Here is a 16,280-nt window from a genome sequence, read left to right on the forward strand (position 1 = left end):
CCGCAGTTCAGTGCTCTTTGCAGGAGTTGGTGTAGTAGACGTCGATCCGGACCGCGTCGTAGTGTCGTCTGCCGTCGCTGAGGGGGTCGCCGTCCCAGAAGGGGCGGGTACCGACGTTCCTGCCGCAGAACAGCTTCGGCGCCTTCGCCAGCAGGGCCTTGTTGGTGTGGCGGGCCAGGGTGCGGGCGTTCTCCTCGAAGTGGGGGGCGCCGCCGAAGGTGATCAGCATGCCCACCTTGCGGCCCTTGCCGCTGCGGGCGACCTCCCGGGCCACGGCGGCGGTGACCTTGGCCGCGTCGGCGGAGGTGAGTCCCTTGCGCTGTCCGGCGCTGACGGTGGACCGCGCGGAGAGCGCGACGCCGACCGTGTGGTATTTCGGGTCGATGCCACCGGCCACCACCTTCCCGGCCGGCCGGCCCGGCGCGGGCGTCGATGCCTGGCCGGTGGGCCGCACCGGTGGTTCCTCCTTCTCCCGTGGTGCGGGTGGCAACAGGCCCAGGACCAGCACGAACAGGACGAGGAAGAGGTCCGCGAAGAGCCAGCCGGCGAGGTGGCGGGGGGCCGTGGCGGAGCTTTCCGCGTGCCCCGGCCCGCCGTCGCCGTTCCACTCCCCGCCCTCGGACGTGCCGCCTTCGTACGTGTCGTCGGATCCCTCCCAGGCGCGCTCGGTCGGGGCGGTCACCGCCGGCTCCCGTCGCCGTACCACTGGTCGGTGTCGGAGGTGTCGGGGTCAAAGCCGGGCGGCTCGTCCGGGTCCGGCTCGGGCTCGGGCCGGGGCTCTGCCCTCGGGTCCGTGGCGGGCGGGGGTTCCTCCGTCGCCGTGCCGGCACCGGACCAGTCGCGGCCCGCGGCGGGCGCGGTCCTGCCGTCGTCGTGTTCGTGCAGGTGGTCGAAGCCGTCGTCGCCCATCGGGTCGTAGCCTGGGGGCGGCGAGGTGGGCCCGGCCGCCGGTGGGGCGTCGGCCCAGTTGGGGTCGAGGCGGTTGAGGGTGTCCACCATGGCGTCCATGTACATGTCCAGCAGCTGGGTGCGCTCGACGAACCGCTCCATGGCCTCGCGCACCTGCCGGGTGCCCTCCAGCACCACCTCGGCCACACGTACGTGTGCCTGGTCGGAGTCGCGCGATGTCTCGGTCGCCTCGGTCAGCTCGGCGAGCAGCTCCGCGAGGGCGCGGCGGGTGGCCTCCTCGTCCGCGCTGAGGGACTTGCGCATCGCGGCGAACTCCTGGATGAGCTGGTGCGGCACGGTCAGGGACTTGCCCATCCGTTCCAGGGCGCCGGCCGACGCCGTCCAGCCCTCCAGCGCCTTCGTGAAGCCCGACTCCGGGCCGGGGTCGAAGATCTTCCCCAGTCGCTCGGTGGCCTCGTGCAGGATCCGGGTGAGCCGGTCGGTGGCGCCGCTGATCTCTCCGGCGGCGCGGACCAGTCGGCCGGTGGGCACGGCCGCCGCCTGGGCGCCGGACGTCATGGACAGCTCGAAGGTGATCAGCGCCAGCTGTTCGCCCACGGCGCGGCGCACCTGCGCGCGGGAGCAGGCCTGCTGGGTCCGCAGGCGCAGCCAGTGCAGGACGACGGTGAGGGTCACCACCACCAATATCAGTGTCACCACCGACAGCACGGCGACCCCACCGAAGTCGTGGGCCCACAACGTGAGGAAGTTGGCGCCGTCCTTGTACTGGTTGATCGCGGAGTAGAGCGACAGCCAGGTCACCACGATCGGCGCGAAGACGCACACGTCCCGGACCACGCCCAGCCAGCCCAGGAGTTGCTGGTTGGACTTCGGGGCATCGGGCACCAGCAGGTGCGGCGGGTAGACGTGGACGAGGTCGAGGCCGACCAGGGCCCGCCCGCCGGTGGCGACGTCCTCGGCCACCCGGTTCAGCACCACGCGGCCGGTGGCGCTGGGGGACCGCTGGGCGAGCTTCGCCAACTGCGACCCCGCCGCGCGCAGTTCCGGCGTCGCGGTCGGCGGGGCCGCCGCCCCGGGCGGCTGCGGCGGGACTGTGTTCGTGGTCACCGTATGCCTTTCGTGTTCATGACGCCGGCCGGCATGGCGACACCGTGGGTCAGTGGTGGCGTCGGTCGGTCGTGGTGTCGTTCAGCCGTGGTGTCGTTCAGCCGTGGGGTCGTTCAGCCGTGGGGTGTCGGTCATCCGTGGGGTGTCGGTTATCCGTGGCGGTGGTCGGGTTCGTCGGGGTGCGACGGGTCCGGCCGGGCGGTGGGCGTGGAGGAGTGGTGCATCGGGTCGGATGGCCGTTGTCGCGCGGACAGGTTCTGCCGGAAGTACTCGCTCGCCGCGATCGCGTCGACGGACTGGACGGCGTTCTTGGCCCCGTTCCGTCGCAGCGCGCTGAGCAGTGCCGCCGGCGGAGGGTGGCCGGCGAGGCCGAGTACCTCGTGCACGTCCCTGCGCTGGATGGTCTGGCTGCCGGTGAGGCAGTACAGCAGCCACTGGTAGTACTTGACGGCCAGGCCCGGCTGCCCGTCGGACATGACCCGCACGGCGTTCGCCAGGAAGCGCTGGTCGCCGAGGACGGCCGCGATCCGGTACCTGTTGTCGCGGCGGGAGCGGCGCCGGAAGCAGACATGGAGGAGTTCCCGGCCCAGCGAGGGGTCCGTGGCGGTGATGCGGTCGACCTGCGCCAGCAGGATCTCCAGGGGCAGCTCCGACAGGGCGAGCCGGCGCACCTCCTCGACCAGGTCGCCCTCGGGCAGCCCGGCGCTGCGGGCGACCAGCAGGACGCCCAGGACGTCGACGTTCAGCCCCTTGCGGCGCGCGAGTTCCAGCTCGTGGTCGAGCCGTTCGCGCATCAGGTCCCCGCGGGGCAGCGCCGACCGCAGGGCGGACACCAGGCCGGGGCCGGTCTCGGCGTCCGTGTGCGAGCCGGGGTCGGTCCGGGCCCGCAGCACGCGGCGCAGCACCTCGGTGTGCAGGGTGTCCCGGACGAGGGCCAGCCCATTGAGGTCCTGCCGGTGCGGCGACCAGTTCCGAACCAGCGTCTCCAGCTCCTGCGGCTTCAGCCGGCGCAGATGCGTCTCCACCTGGGGGACGCTCGCCGGCCGGCGCAGGAAGGCGATCTCGTCCGACTCCAGACGGCCCCCGACCGCGTCGAGCAGCATGCCGGCGACGTCCACGACCATGCCGGTGGCCGTCTGGTGCTCGTCCTGCCAGGCGCGGGCCTCCCGCCCGGTGCGCAGCGGCTGAGGCGGCCGCAGCCGGGCGATGGCCTCGGGGCCGCGCCGGCGGTGCAGGCGGACGAGATGCGCGGCACGATCGACGGAGGCGTCGGCCGCGCCCAGGTCCTCCACCACGTCGGCGCGCACCAGCCGCCGGTTGCCCTGGTGCAGGGGGCCGCGCTCGCGCTCCAGGAAGACGAACCGGGGCAGCCCCGGGGCCGAGTCGCTCTCCTCGCTGGTCGCGAAGGTCCACTCGCCCGCGGTCAGCGGTCCCAGCACCGCGCTCAGCGCCTGGATCACGACCTCCGCCGGGACCCGGGACCCGACGACGGTCACCGGCTCCTCGGGAGCGGACAGCACGGCGGCCGCCACCGGGGCGAGCAGCGCCTCCGGCACCTCGGCGGCGGCCTTCTCCAACCCGGCCGCGTCGGACTCCAGGTGCGGCCGCAACCGGTCCAGCGGCACCGGCGGCAGATGGCTCTGCGAGCCGTCGAGGCCCCCGGGTGGCAGCCAGTTCCAGCCGCTGCGGCACAAGGTCAGAGCGAGCGCCAGGTCGAGGTCGGCGGCCGGTCCGGTCAGGACGTGCGTCAGCGTCGACCCGCTGCGGCCGTGGGCGTCCTGGACGGAGACCTTGCGCAGGACGGCCGCCTCGTCGTCGTACGTCAGGTACATGTAGCCGGGCCGGATGGAACCCTGGACCGCCCAGACGAGCGGGGCGAGGCGGCGGTCCCAGCGGCCGAGGTCCGCGTCGCTCAGCGACGTGGCCACCGGACCCACGCCGTTCCCGCCGGTCAGGGAGAGCTCCGACCACCGGTAGACGGTGAGTTCGGCGAACGCCCTGGGGCCGGAGAGGGCGGGCAGGCTCATGTCCGCGACCCCCCGGGCGGTACGTCCCGGTGCAGACCGAGGTAGGCGCGCGGCCCGGTCATTACGCCCTTCATCGCGAGCAGCGACAGCAGCGGGGCGAGGACGCGGTGCTGGCCGAAGCCGTCGCCGAAGCGCCGCTCCGTTCTGCCGTCGGGGCGTCTGACCTCGACGGCTCCGGTGCCGGTGGCGGAGGCGAGGTGGAGAGTGGCGTCCTCGCACTCGTGGACCAGGTCCAGGGCACGCCGGCCGCCGCGCGCGGCCAGCAGCGTGTACACGTCCTCGCTCTCGCGTTCGACGCCGGTGAGGTCGTCCTCGGGTTCGTCGCCGCCGGGCAGCCAGGGCTCGGCCTCCCCGAGCCGAAGGTGCCGCAGCTTGTCCGACTTGGAGACGACCAACGCGCACGGCAGGCTCAGCAGGGGGCTGTCGGCGCCGTTGCGCTGCGCCTTCAGCCGGGTGCGTACGGCCGCCACCGCCAGGTCCTCGCCCTGCCCGGACCGGCGTCGGCCCAGGCGCCCCAGGCCGGGGACCGAGGTCGGGTCGACCACGCACAGCAGGGCGTTGAGACCACCGAGGAAGTCGACCTCGGGGCCGTGCCGCTGGAGTCGCTCGCCCGCGATGTCGAAGAAGACGACGGTGTGCCGGCGGCCGGAGTGCAGGTCGGTGACGATCAGCCCGACGGCGAAGTGCACGACGTCGGATTCCGGTGTGGGATGCAGTTCGAGGCGTCCCCGCATCAGCGGATCGATGGTTCTGGACCGGTACTCGTTGTACTGCCGCTGGTCCAGCGGCTGCACCTCGATGTCGTACTGCTGGGCCAGCCCGGCGTCCATCACCTGGTGGATCATCGCGGCGAGCAGGTGCGACTTGCCGGTCGCGGACTCCCCCACCAGGCCGATGCGGACCGGGGTGCCGTAGGAGGGGTAGCGCTCGGGGAGGGCGTGCGGGCCGACGGTGGGGTTGCCCGGGCAGGTGCGGTACGAGCGCGCCTCCTGGGCGGCCCGCGCGGCGCGCCCCCCGGCCCGGGCCGGCCTGGGCTCGGGCTCGTCAGGTTCGCCGCGCACGGCCGGGGACCGTACGTCCTCGTACTGCCCGCGCCGCAGGCTGTCCCAGACGAGGACGTTGAGGCAGACGGGGCACTCCACCGTCAGCTGCTCCGCTTCCCGGCTGGGAGGCGGGACGAACGGCGCCGCCCGCGGGGGCGGTGGCGGGCCCGGCTCGGGCGGGGTGTCCAGTCCCAACCAGGACAGCACGGTGGCGCGCAGCCCCCGGCGTCCGCCCGTGTTCCGGGGCGGCGGGCCGCCGCGGGCGGCCGCGGCCTCGTCGGCGGCGGCCCGGGTTGCCGCGGCGGCCGCCCGGTCCCGGCGTTCGCGCTCCCGGCGGGCGGCCTCCTCCTCGCGCTGCCGTCTGGTCTCGCGCACCGACCGCTGGTGGGTGCGGAGCTGGGCGAAGTTCTTGCGGGCCAGTTCCTGGGCCTGCTCCAGGTTCCGGTCCCGGCGCTCCTCCCACAGCCGTTGTCCGGGCGGCGGCTGGGGCTCCAGCCACTCCTGGACCTCGCGGGCCCGGGGCAGCCGGGGCGGCAGCTGTGCCGGTCCGGTGTGGGAGAAGATCCGCAGCATCAGGCCCCGGATCCATTCCTCGTGCGGGTCCACGAGGTCCCGCAAGGCGCTGCGGCTGCTGCCCGGGGGCACCGTCTGGCCGGTCGCCATCCAGAAGGCGAGCAGGGCCGCGCTGTGCACGTCGTCCTGCTCTTCCGCCGTGCGGCCGTACCCGAACTCCGGTGGGTCCCACGCGGTGACGGGCCGCGGCGGCAGCGTCCGGCCGGCCCGAACGGCCGTGTCCAGGCCGGACAGTTGGAGGCCGTTCCCGTCCCACCACAGGTGTTCCAGGTCCAGGCGTCCGTGCACCAGCCCGCAGCGGTGCAGCGCGGCGACGGCGGTGAACAGGTCGCGCACCGCGCTCTCGAGCTGGTTGCCGTGCAGGGCGTCCGGGGACGTCCAGTCGGCGAGCCTGCTGCCGCGCAGCGAGAGCAGCAGCCGGGTGCCCGTCGGGCCGGTGTCGTCCCGGGCGACGACGTGGGCGAGCTGCCGCGGCACCCGGTCGCGGTGGAAGAGCCGGACCAGCACGGCGGTGTTGTCGAACTCCCGGTCCAGCGCCGCCGTGTCACCGCCGCGGGCCGACTTGACCACGAGCTGATGACCGGTCACCCGATGGCGGAAACGAGTCATGCGCCAGCCGTCACAGACGAAGTCGGAACCCTCGCCGGCCTCCGGAACGATGCCTATCGTCACCCGCCGCCCTCGTGGCTCCGCGGGCCGTTCACCGCGAAACTCCTCAGTCAACGCCACGACCTCCCCCCAAGTCGACGCGCCCCGCGATACGTGCAGGGGCAAAGCTCTACCACAAACGGAACGCCGAGCGAGACGTTTTGTGCAGGAACCGTTACTTGGCGTGATGTCGTGTGCCAAGCTGTTCGGGACACGGGCAAAAACGGGGGGTGGGGCGTGTGGAGCCGATTTCGGCCGCCGACATGCAACGGGAGGGCATCGTGGCCGTCCTGGCCGAGTTGTATCCCGGCGTCCCCGAGACACGTCTGGTGGTGGAGCTCCTCGGCGGCAGTCTGTCCCGGGTCCCCGACCAGGTCGCTCCGCTCGTCAGGTGGTACCACGTCTGCCGGCTGACGGAGCACGGCGCCTTCCCCTTCGACCTGGAGAAACTGCTGGAGGCCGTGCTGGCGGAGTATCCGGGCATCACCCCGGTGCGGACGTTTCTCGCGAAGCGACGCGAAGAGGGAACCGGGAGGGCGGCGACGGGGACCGTCGGGACCGGGGCTGTCGATACGGGGGCTGTCGGGACCGGGACCGGCGAGACCCGGGCTGTCGACACGAAGGCTGTCGGGACCGGGACCGGCGAGACCCGGGCTGTCGACACGAAGGCTGTCGGGACCGGGACCGGCGAGACCCGGGCTGTCGCCGGCGGCCCGCGGCGACGGCGTGGTGCCGGCCCTGGACGCCGAGCGCCCGGACGTCCTGCACTACGCCGGGCACGGCTCGCCCGACGGACACCTGCTGATGGAGGGGCCGGGCGGGAGCACCGCCCCGGTGCGGACGGGGTGGCTGGCGACGGCGCTCTCGGCGGTCGGCGGGGTGCACTGCCTCGTTCTCACGAGCTGCCATCTCGGGCGTGACCTGGAGGACTTCCGCTCCTGCGCCGACTTCTCGATCGGCGCTACCGTGCCGCTCCGCGACCGCGACGGTCGGGCCTTCAGCCGGATCTTCTACGAGGCCCTGCACCGGGGCAGACCGGTCCCGGACGCCTTCGCGCTCGGCGTCGCCCAGGTCACCATGACAGCCGGCGACGCGCAGGGCCTCCGGATCGTGCGGGGCCACCGCGGCGGAGGTTCCCAGCAATGAGCGAATCGACGCCCCTGCCGTTGCCGGACGGCGGATCACCGCCGCCCGACCGTGCGTCGTCGCCACCCGAGGGTTCACGGACGGCCGACGCGGACCGGGCCGACACCCACCGGTTCGACGCCTCCTGGGCCGCCGGGGACTGGGGGGCCGGCAGGTGGGGCGGGGTCGACTGGGCCGCGCACCGGAAGCGGGCCCGGCCCGAGGGCGGGGAGGACGGGGCGGAGGGCCGCAGCCGACTGGCCGCCGAGTTCGAGCTCGGGCTCGCCGGGGGCGCGGACGACCCGGACTCCGACGCCGGAGCCGACCGGCCGGAGGGCGGCACGACGGTCGTGACGGACCGTCTGCTGTTCGCGCTCGGCGAGGAGCAGGCCTGTCCCGAGTGCCACCACACCTTCCGGCTCGGCGAGGAGGTCGTGGTCGACCGCGACCCCGCGAACGGCTCGTTCGCCCTTCGGCACCGCGGCAGACTGCTGGGCTGCGGAAACGCCGGCACCCTGGACACGCACACCACGCGACTGGCGGCGGACTTCCACCGCGGGCTCGACGAGACCAACCCGCCCTCCCGCGACATGCACCCGGTGCGTCTGGCGCCCGGCCACGAACTGCTCGCCGTGCACGCGGGCTTCGGAGGCGGGCCGCCCAGGCGGTTCGACTGTTTCGTCTGCGCCATGACGCTCCGGCCCGGAGACCTCGTCATCCACTGCCCCTGCTCCCCCGGCCGGCCCGACTGCAAGTGCGCGATCCACCGCGATCCGGAGCGGGGAAACCTCTGCTACGACGAGTGGCAGGCCCACAACACCACCACCCCGTGTCCGGGAGGGGGCGGCGGCTGATGACCGACACGTCCCCCACTTCCGCGGCCCGGCCGGACGGCCCACCGCAGGAGTCGCGCTACGCCCGCCACGCCCTGGTCACCGGCTGGCGGCAGGACCTGCTGGGCTCGGCGACCGTGGTCGTGATCGGCGTGGGCGCGCTCGGCAACGTCGTCGCGCAGGCCCTCGCCCTCGCCGGTGTCGGCCGTCTGCTGCTCTGCGACCCCGACGTGGTGGCCCCGAGCAATCTCAGCCGCTGTCCGCTCTTCCGCGTCGACGACGTGGGCCGCCCCAAGGCGCGGGTCGCCGCCGCCGCGCTCACCGGCCTGGCCCCGGAGGTACGGGCCGAGGCCCGCACCGCGCCCCTGGTCTCCGGCGTCGGCCTGGGCGAACTGCGCGCCGCCGCACTGGTGGTGAGCTGCCTCGACAGCCGGGCCGCACGGATCGAACTCGCCTCCCGTTGCAACCTGGTCGGCGCCGCCATGCTCGACGGCGGCACCCACGACTGGGGCGGACAGGTCACGTACTTCCCGCCCGGCGGCCGGTGCTGGGCGTGCGGGACTCCCCCCGAGGAGCTGGCCCTGGTGGACAGCCCCTGGTCGTGCACCGCGCCGCTCGCCGCCGGGCTGCCGGTCGGCGCGAGTGCCCCGGTGTCGTTCCTCGTCGGATCGTGGCTCGCCGGTCACGCCGTACGGCTGCTGCTGGGCCTGCCGGTGGAGCGGCTGCCGCTGCGGATCGACGCGTACGGCTCCGCGCTGCCCGTCTCCGTCAGGGGTTCCATGAACACACCCGGGGAGGACTGCCCACTGCACGAGCACATCGACGAGGACGACGTCCGGCGACTGCCCTTCGGCCACGAGGCCCCGGTGAGCGCGCTGCTCGCCCACACCGGTCCGGACGAGGAACCACTGGGCTGGGCCGGTTTCCGGGCCGCCGACGAGCCGCCGAACGCGCTGCCCGCGGCGTTCCGGCTGCGAGCGGCGCCGCCGGAGGCCACTCTGCGCGAGATCGGAGTGGCTCCCGCGGAGGTGCTGGCCGTCACGCGGCGGGACGGCAGTGGACTGCGGTATCTGGAGTTGGCCGGGGACGGGGGGATCGCATGAGAGACGACCTGAGGGACGCGCTGTACCGGGAGCTGGAGGAGACGGTGACTCCGGAGGAAGCGGGGATGTATCTCGCCTCGCTCCGCTTTCCCATGCACCGGCTCGATTTCAGAACCGCCCCACAGCTGTTCTGGTCCAAACTCCGCAAGCTGCTGGACAGGGGCGTGCTGGTCGACGGCGAGGACAGCCTGATCCGTCAGATCGCCCCCGCCTACCCGGGCAACCCGGTGCTCCAGCAGGCCTACTGGTCGCTGTCCGCCCCGCAGGCCAACCACTTCGGCGGCGGTCACATGCCTGCGCAGCCCCCGCCCCCGCCGCCACACCCGGGCTACCCGCAGTACGGCGCACCGCCCATGCCGCCCCAGTACCAGGCACAGACACCGGAGGCGCCGCCCCAGGGCTACTTCGCTGCACCTTTGCCGCCGGACCCGACGACCGCCGCGCCTGGCATGGGCTTCCCGCCGGGCCGGGGCACCCCGCCGTTCACCGGCCCGTACCACGCCCAGCAGCCCCAACAGCCCCACCCGGGACGGCCGCACCCTCAGGAGACCATCCAGACACCGACCACCCCGCCGGACCCCGAGCCCGCCGCGCCCACCGAGTTCCACACGCTGGTGTTCATCGCGGTGAGCCACCATGGTGATTTCATCATGGCCGTGCAGGAGGAGGACCTGTCCGCCCAGGTGCTCTTCGTCAGCTCCGGCGCCGGCGCCCCGGTGGGCCAGGTGGCGATGCTGCTGTCCGAGCCGTTGCCGCCGGAGCGGGTCACGGCCCTGCGGAACACGCTGCGCGACCGCGGAGCCTCGGACCTGGAGATCCTGCAGCAGGTGCACGGGCACCGGCCGCACATCTTCCGCAAGCTGCACGCCCTGGGGCCCGACCAGCAGCCGTACGAGTTCGACAACGTCCCCTCCACCACGACGGGGCACGACATCGCGGCCGCCGTCCTCGGGTTCGGCGAGGGCGCCCTGCGTGAGCGGCTCGCGCGGCGGCGGCGGACCGTCGTCGACCGGTCGGTGCCCGGTGGGGACTGGGTGGAGCTGGACCCGCTGTCGCAGACGCTCTACGACTCCGGCGTGCGGGACGGCGACACACTGCGCGTGTCGCCCGAGAGCACCGCCGGCGCGGGCGCGCCGCAGAGCCGGATCCGGGCGATCCTGCGGGTGAAGCGGGAGATCCTGCGGTACGCGCAGCAGCACGGCGACAGCTTCCGGATCGACCACATGGACGATTCGGAGTTCCCGACGGTCTACGACATCTCCTTCGATGCGCTGGGTTTCCGCCCCCCGCCCGAGGGCGCGCCCCCCGGAACGCTCCCGATGCCCCAGCCCTCGCACACGGTGACCATCCTGCTCGGCCCGGACTTCCCGTACGGCGCGCCGGTGGCCGTGTGGCAGACACCGGTGTTCCATCCCAACATCCTGGGTCCCGAGAGGCCACCCGGATTTCCCCCGGGTGCCCCGGACGGACTGGTGTGTCTGGGACCGTTGAACCGGGCGTACCGGCCGACGATGGACTTCGGGAGGCTGTGTCAGATGCTGGTCGACATCGCGGGCTACCGCACGTACGACGTCCGCTCCCACAATGACGGTGGCGAGGGGTGGTTCAACGCGCGCGCCGCGGCGTGGGCCGCCTCCGAGAAGGGGGAGGGCATGATCAAGGACATCGGTGGCGTGCCGTCGGCACCGGCGCGGGAGAACCCGGACGGGGACGCCGGCAGCCTGCGGGTACGGGCCCTGCGGCTGCGGAAAGCGGACGTGGTCGGCGATGGCGCCTGACGAGGGCCCTCGCAGGTGGCCGCCGGACGGGGGTCTGGAGCTGGGCCGCGAGCCCCAGGTCGAGCTGTTCTGGGGCGAGGGCACAGGGCATCTCGCCGAGCGGCTGCCCATGGTGCCCCTGCTGGAGGCGGTGCTGGCCGGTGAACTGCGCGAGCACGCACGGGATCCGGACTTCGGTTTCGTCCTGCTGTTCCACGACATCGAGGGCCGGGACCGCTACGAGGGGCCGCCGGAGATCGTCAACCTGCGTCCCGACTTCGGCCATCTGACGGTGCTGGCGCACGTCGGGGACCGGGTGCTGTACCAGCAGCCGCACTCGGTGACCGGGCTGCTGGGTCCGGTGCTCGCGGCGCTGGCCCGCAGCATCGATCCCGCCGCGCCGCGCTGGTCCTTCCGCGTCGACTCCGTCGCCCAGCGCGACTCGGCGGCCCGGCGCGGCCAACAGGACCGCGCGGACTACGGCGACTACGGCGACTTCGACCGCTACGACCTCTACGACCCGTACGACCGCTACGACGCCTACGACCGTCGGCGGCGCGGCGGTCCGCTCGACGGCCGGGACGCGTCCCGGCTGCCGCCGGTCGTGACGGGCACCGCCGATGTGGACGTCACCCGCTCCTCGCGGCTGTCGTTCGGTGTGCGCCGGGTGGAGGAGCCGGAGGCGCCGCGGATCAGCTCCTCCGACCGGCACGGTGCGGGGCTGCCACAGCACCTGGAGGAGCGGCCGGTGACCGTGCTGCTGACGCCGCGGGTCCAGCGGCTGCTGGAGCACGACCTGCGCTTGTCCCTGGAGGTCGAGGAGGGCGGCTTCCTCCTGGGCAAGGTGTACCGCAGACCGGACAGCGCGGACGGTCATGTGGTGATCGTCGAACATGTGCTGCCGGCCGAGCACTCCGGGGCCTCGCACATGCACTTCACGTTCACGGGGGACTCCTTCCGCACCATGAGCCGTGTCATGGAGGAGCGTCATCCCGAGGACCAGCTGCTCGGCTGGTACCACACGCATCTGTTCTCGGCGGTCGGCGGGATGGGACTGTCCCGCACCGACGTCGAGTTGCACCGGGCCACCTTCCGCCGCCCCTGGCAGGTCGCCGCACTGATCAACATCTCGGGCGGCCGCCGCGTCGTGCGCTGCTACAGCCGCTCCGAGAACTCCATGGAAGCGTGCCCCCTGTGGAGCCGGGATGACGACACTGCCCCTTACCGTCTCACGCGTCCTTCGCTGGGCCGCCGTTGACCGCGCCGGCCCCCCACCGTCCGTGTCCGACGCCGCCGGACCGCGGCCCGGGGACGACGGCGACCCGGTGGCGGGGGTGGAACGGCTGGCCGCGGTGACGGCGGCCCGGCTGCGGCTGTCCGCCCCGCCGTTGGGCGACGGCGGGCCCGCCGGGCTCGGCGCGCTGCTGCTCGCCACCGCCGTGGCCCTGCGGCACGTTCCCGAGGTGGCCGGGATGGCCCTGGACGTGTCCGCTCCGGACTCCGCGGCGGATCTGCTGGCCCGGCACGGTCTGGTGCGCCGGGTCCGCTCCTGCGGTGACCCGGCGCTCGCGCCCGACGACAGACTGGGCGACGAACTGCTGCGCCACTCACCCCTGACCGGGCTGCTGAGCGCGCCCGCGACCACGCCCGGCGCCGAGGCGGCCGCCGAGCAGGTCCTGGACCGGCTGCTCGGTCACCCCGAGGGCCGTACGACGGTCACCACCGCACTCGCGCCCCCGCCCACCGGCCCGCGCACGGCGCGCTGGCGCGCCCGGCTGCTGGAACGCCGCCGGTACACCGCCGAGGAACGGCGGTGGGTCCTCGACGTGTACGAGACGGCCCTGTTGCACCACGGGCCGGAACTGCGCCGTCGTACCGCCCACGCCACCGTGGTACTGGCGGGTGTCGGGCCCGTGCCGCCCGGCCCCGACGAGCGGGACACCGGGGCGGGCCGGGTGGTGGACGAGGCCGAGGCGCTCGCCGAGTGGTGGCGGCCGCTGGCGGTGCTCACCCACCGCCACGGCACGGAGCTGCGCGCCCGACCGCTGCTGGAGGGCTACGACGACGCCCTGGAGCTGTGCCGGATCCACCGGGGCGTGCTGGCCCGTACCGAACTGACCCGATTGGCGGCCCGGTGAGTGACATTCCCTACGAGGTGAAGGTGGTGGCCCGTTCCGAGGCCGAACGGAACGAGCTGCTGGGGGCGGCCCCGACGCTGTCGCTGCGGGACGTGCTGGCCTCCGGCGGCTACCGGCTCGTGGAGGACGTGCCGGAGGAGTTGTTCGACCTGCCGTGGGAACGGTTCGCGCCGGACTGCGTGGTGGAGGGCCGTACGGAGTCCGGGGCGGGACCGTCCGAGGCGGTGCCGGACCGGCAGGCGGAGCATCCGGCCGAGCTGAGGGACGGTCAGGCGGTGCGGTTCGCCTACTGGGAGCACATCGAGCAGGTGGCCTCGCTGCTGCGCAACGGCCTGCCGGTCCTCGTCGTCACCGAGAAGCTGGTCGTCACCCACTTGTGGACCGAGATGACCTCGAGCGCGGATCTCCGTCCGGTGCTGCTGGAGGACCCGCAGGGCGCGGCCGCCGCGGCCGTCGAGGATCCCCCGGCCGGTCAGGAGGTGGCCGTGCTGTCAGGGATGGTGGACCCCCTGCGCGCCGAGGCCGGCGTCCGCGCCGACCGGCTGACCCAGCTGCGCGGCCTGCTGGAGCGCCACAAGGACGGGGACGTCATCGTCCTGCCGCATCTCGATCTGCTCTGCGGCGGCCAGGACCTGGGGCGGCACGCCGAGGCCAGGGAACTCGTGGAGCTGCTGTACGAGTACCCGGACCGGCTGGTGCTCGCCTTCGCCGACACCTCGCTGCCGCTGCCGCACGTGCTCGCCGAACGGTTCAGCGTCCGTGTCTCCATCTCCGGTGTCCCGCCCACGGTCCCGGTGCCGCACCGGCCGGACGCCCCCAGGGTCCCGCTCGGCGTCGCGCTGGTCACGGCGGACGAGGCGAACTGCTTCGAGAACTTCAGCCCTCGGGACTTCCACAAGCACGTGGCCGGTCTCAACCCGGTGCGGATGCGTCAGGCGATGCGCTACGCCCACCAGGTGCACAGCGAGCCCCGTCCCGAGGGCGGCCGCCCCTCGGTGCGGGACCTGCGGGGCACCCTGCGCTCCTTCAAGGCGAAGCAGTCCACCATGTTCGAGGTGCCCGACGTCACGCTCGCCGACATCGGCGGCTACGACGACGTCAAGAGGGAGATCGAGCAGGCCCTGGCCATTGTCACCGGCGCCCGGCAACTGCCCGCCGAACTGGAGTCGGTGCGGGGTGAGTTGGTGCCGCGCGGCTTCATCCTGCACGGCAAGCCGGGCACCGGCAAGACGCTCTTCGCCAAGGCGATCGCCAACATCATGGACGCGACCATCCAGGTCGTCTCGGGCCCCGAGGTACTGAACATGTACGTCGGTGAGAGCGAGCGGATGGTGCGCGAGGTGTTCGCCGCGGGCCGGCGCAGCGCGCCCTCGGTGATCGTCTTCGACGAGTTCGACGCGATCGCCTCGGCCCGCAGCAATCGCCAGGACGGCGGCACGCGGGTCGGCAACAGCGTGGTGGCGCAGATCCTCACCGAGATGGACGGCTTCCGTCCCGAGGTGCAGATGCTGGTCATCGGCACCACGAACCGCATCGACATGATCGACGCGGCCCTCCAGCGGCCCAGCCGGTTCCGCAGCATCCACATCGAACTGCCCGACCTGGCCGCCCGGCGTCAGATCCTGCGGCACCACGCGGGCCGCTACCACGTGAAGATCGAGGACGAACTGTTGGAACTGATCAGCGGCGCGACCGACCTCTGGAACGGAGACGAACTGCGTTCCCTGATGCGGGACGCCGCCATCGAGGAGAACCTGCACCGCAGGCCGCCCACCGCGCTCCAGATGGGCAAGCTGGTCGGCCGCATCCAGCACGAGCGCCGTCAGCGCAAGGCGGAACAGTGACGTCGCCCCCCGCCGCCGGCGCCGGTCCGGCACAGCTCGGCTGGGACGCGGAGGACCTGCGGGCCATCCGCACGCTGCACACCCTCGGCCGCAGCGTGGAGCTGCATTTCACGGGCCGTCGGCAGGCGTTGGACCTGCTGAAGATCGCGGTCGTCGCCCAGGAGCACGTGCTGCTGCTGGGCCCGCCCGGAACCGGCAAGACCGATCTGGTGTCCCGGTTCGCGGCCGGTCTCGGCACCCACCCCTTCATCCGGCTGCTCACCCGTTTCACCGAGCCCGCCGAGCTGTTCGGCCCGATGGACGTGGTCGCCTTCCGCGACGGCCGTCACGTGGTCCGCACCGAGGGCATGCTGCCGGAGGCGTCGATCGTCTTCCTGGACGAGGTGTTCCAGTGCGGCAGCCCGATCCTCAACACGCTGCTGACGGTGATGAACGAGCGGCTGTTCCGGCACGGCGGGGGAACCGTCAAGGTGCCGCTGATCAGCCTGATCGGGGCCGCCAACACACTGCCCCGCGACCCGTCCCTGCTGGCCTTCGCGGACCGGTTCCTGCTGCGGCTGCACGTGACACCGGTGGCGGAGAGCCGCCTCGAGGACCTGCTCGCGGCGCACTTCGCACCGCCACCGCCGGACGCCGCGCAGCGGGCCGACGGGCAGACCTACGTCGACAAGGACTCCCTGGACCGGCTCGGCCGCCAGGCGGCCCGCGTCGATCTGAGCGGGGTGACCGCCGCCTACCAGGCGCTGATCCGCGAACTGCTCGGGCAGGGGGTGGCCCTGTCGGACCGGCGGATCATCCGCGGCACCCGGCTGGTGGCGGCCGCCGCGATGCTCGACGAGCGGGTGCGGGCCGTGCCCGGCGACCTGTGGCCGCTGCGCCACTTCTGGTCCGATCCGGTGCACGAGCCGGTGGTGGCGGAGGCGGTGAGCCGGTTGGGCGGTGACGACGGCGCGCGGCAGGCACGGGGGCGCGACCCGCAGGCCGTCCTGGCGGACGCCCGGATCCTGTTCCGCCGACTGGGATCGGACCCCTCCCCCGCCGCCACGGAGGCGACACTGCGCGGCCTGAACAGACTGCGGCGGGAGCTGGAGGCACATCATCCGGGCAATGGGGCCGCACGGGACGAACTGGGCACTATCATCACCAACACGCTTGAGTTCCTTCCCCGTTGAG

At 73.3% G+C, this 16,280-nt stretch carries 12 protein-coding genes and 1 pseudogene; 9 read left to right on the forward strand and 4 right to left on the reverse strand.

All coding sequences use genetic code 11. From position 1 onward, the window contains the following. Nucleotides 1–7: 7 nt before the first annotated feature. The 4 genes from IG99_RS26395 to IG99_RS26410 form a co-directional block, all read right to left on the reverse strand. Nucleotides 8–682 (reverse strand): hypothetical protein, encoded by a 675-nt coding sequence (locus tag IG99_RS26395; RefSeq protein ID WP_037677782.1) that lies wholly within the window; start codon nucleotides 680–682, stop codon nucleotides 8–10. After that, the gene (locus IG99_RS26400) at nucleotides 679–2,016 is read right to left on the reverse strand and encodes a hypothetical protein (protein WP_037677783.1); all 1,338 of its coding nucleotides are present in this window, start codon (nucleotides 2,014–2,016) and stop codon (nucleotides 679–681) included. Before IG99_RS26400 ends, IG99_RS26395 begins: the two co-directional genes overlap by 4 nt. 149 nt (nucleotides 2,017–2,165) lie before the next feature. Then, entirely contained in the window at nucleotides 2,166–4,043 is a 1,878-nt protein-coding gene (locus IG99_RS26405) for a hypothetical protein (protein WP_037677784.1), read from the reverse strand. Further along, on the reverse strand, nucleotides 4,040–6,331 hold the full coding sequence (locus IG99_RS26410; protein ID WP_037677786.1) for a serine/threonine-protein kinase: 2,292 nt from the start codon (nucleotides 6,329–6,331) through the stop codon (nucleotides 4,040–4,042). The genes IG99_RS26405 and IG99_RS26410 overlap by 4 nt, the downstream gene beginning before the upstream one ends. 239 nt (nucleotides 6,332–6,570) lie before the next feature. On the opposite strand from IG99_RS26410, the pseudogene IG99_RS52030 reads away from it, so the two are divergent. From IG99_RS52030 to IG99_RS26450, 9 genes and pseudogenes are all read left to right on the forward strand, one after another. Next, nucleotides 6,571–6,801: pseudogene (locus tag IG99_RS52030) on the forward strand (effector-associated domain EAD1-containing protein); the annotation flags it as partial. Nucleotides 6,802–7,033: 232 nt separating this feature from the next. Then, on the forward strand, nucleotides 7,034–7,453 hold the full coding sequence (locus IG99_RS26415) for a hypothetical protein (protein ID WP_037677787.1): 420 nt from the start codon (nucleotides 7,034–7,036) through the stop codon (nucleotides 7,451–7,453). Continuing rightward, on the forward strand, nucleotides 7,450–8,286 hold the full coding sequence (locus IG99_RS26420) for a hypothetical protein (RefSeq protein ID WP_037677789.1): 837 nt from the start codon (nucleotides 7,450–7,452) through the stop codon (nucleotides 8,284–8,286). Before IG99_RS26415 ends, IG99_RS26420 begins: the two co-directional genes overlap by 4 nt. After that, a complete protein-coding gene (locus IG99_RS26425; RefSeq protein ID WP_051865896.1) occupies nucleotides 8,286–9,368 on the forward strand; it encodes a HesA/MoeB/ThiF family protein in 1,083 nt (360 codons plus the stop codon). The genes IG99_RS26420 and IG99_RS26425 overlap by 1 nt, the downstream gene beginning before the upstream one ends. Next, nucleotides 9,365–11,146: a ubiquitin-conjugating enzyme family protein gene (locus tag IG99_RS26430; protein ID WP_037677791.1), complete on the forward strand. Its 1,782-nt coding sequence runs from the start codon at nucleotides 9,365–9,367 to the stop codon at nucleotides 11,144–11,146. The genes IG99_RS26425 and IG99_RS26430 overlap by 4 nt, the downstream gene beginning before the upstream one ends. Continuing rightward, entirely contained in the window at nucleotides 11,136–12,383 is a 1,248-nt protein-coding gene (locus tag IG99_RS26435) for a JAB N-terminal domain-containing protein (protein ID WP_037677793.1), read from the forward strand. The genes IG99_RS26430 and IG99_RS26435 overlap by 11 nt, the downstream gene beginning before the upstream one ends. Nucleotides 12,384–12,405: 22 nt before the next feature. Then, on the forward strand, nucleotides 12,406–13,263 hold the full coding sequence (locus IG99_RS26440; RefSeq protein ID WP_037677795.1) for a hypothetical protein: 858 nt from the start codon (nucleotides 12,406–12,408) through the stop codon (nucleotides 13,261–13,263). Next, nucleotides 13,260–15,107 carry an ATP-binding protein gene (locus tag IG99_RS26445; RefSeq protein ID WP_051865898.1) on the forward strand — a complete coding sequence of 616 codons (1,848 nt, stop codon included), beginning with the start codon at nucleotides 13,260–13,262 and terminating at the stop codon, nucleotides 15,105–15,107. The genes IG99_RS26440 and IG99_RS26445 overlap by 4 nt, the downstream gene beginning before the upstream one ends. After that, complete coding sequence (locus tag IG99_RS26450) at nucleotides 15,104–16,279, forward strand: AAA family ATPase (RefSeq protein WP_051865899.1); 1,176 nt, start codon at nucleotides 15,104–15,106, stop codon at nucleotides 16,277–16,279. Before IG99_RS26445 ends, IG99_RS26450 begins: the two co-directional genes overlap by 4 nt. The last annotated feature ends 1 nt before the right edge of the window (nucleotide 16,280 follow it).

The sequence above is a fragment of the Streptomyces griseus subsp. griseus genome, from assembly GCF_000720255.1.
Lineage (GTDB): Bacteria > Actinomycetota > Actinomycetes > Streptomycetales > Streptomycetaceae > Streptomyces > Streptomyces griseus_I.